The 504-nt window shown below is 64.3% G+C and carries 1 pseudogene; it reads right to left on the bottom strand.

Features of this window, described 5'->3' with window-relative positions:
- Positions 1 to 53 precede the first annotated feature (53 nt).
- Positions 54 to 504 (bottom strand): annotated as a pseudogene (locus EXE42_RS16680) (ABC transporter substrate-binding protein); the annotation flags it as partial.

The raw sequence follows: 504 nt of genomic DNA, 5'->3' as shown, positions 1-504 counted from the left end.
GTACTCCGACGGATCGCCGTACGTCGCCGCGACGGTCCACTCTCGCGCGCGCATCAGAGGTCACCCGCGATGATGTCGTTGACACGGTCGCGATCGAACAGTCGGTTCTCTTCCGGGACCTCGGGAAAGGCCTCGGGGTCGAACTGTCCGAACTCCTCGGGGTACAGCTGCTGGGCTTTCATTTCGGTTTGGAGCAGGTTGACGATCGGTCCCTGTTCACCGTACGCACCGGGATACACGCGGCCCTCGATGACGGCCGTGAGCTCGCTTCCGACCTCGTCCTCCTCCATCGGCGTCACGTACTGCTCGCGGAACGCGGAGGCGGAGAAGGAGTCGGTGTCGCCCGTCGTGCCGATTCCCCAGTGTACGACGATGATCTCCGGGTCGACCTCCAGCAGTCGCTCGTAGCCGATCGCGCCGCTCTCGGCGAGTTCCTCCGAGAAGGCGCTCTTCACTTCGAGATCGCGGTACGGCTTCATCTCGTACCCCTCGTCGCGGGTGTAC

It is taken from the genome of Halorubrum sp. SP3 (assembly GCF_005435195.1).
Lineage (GTDB): Archaea > Halobacteriota > Halobacteria > Halobacteriales > Haloferacaceae > Halorubrum > Halorubrum sodomense.
The sequence above is the reverse complement of the archived record's forward strand: the minus strand, read 5'-3'. Positions and strand labels throughout refer to the sequence as shown.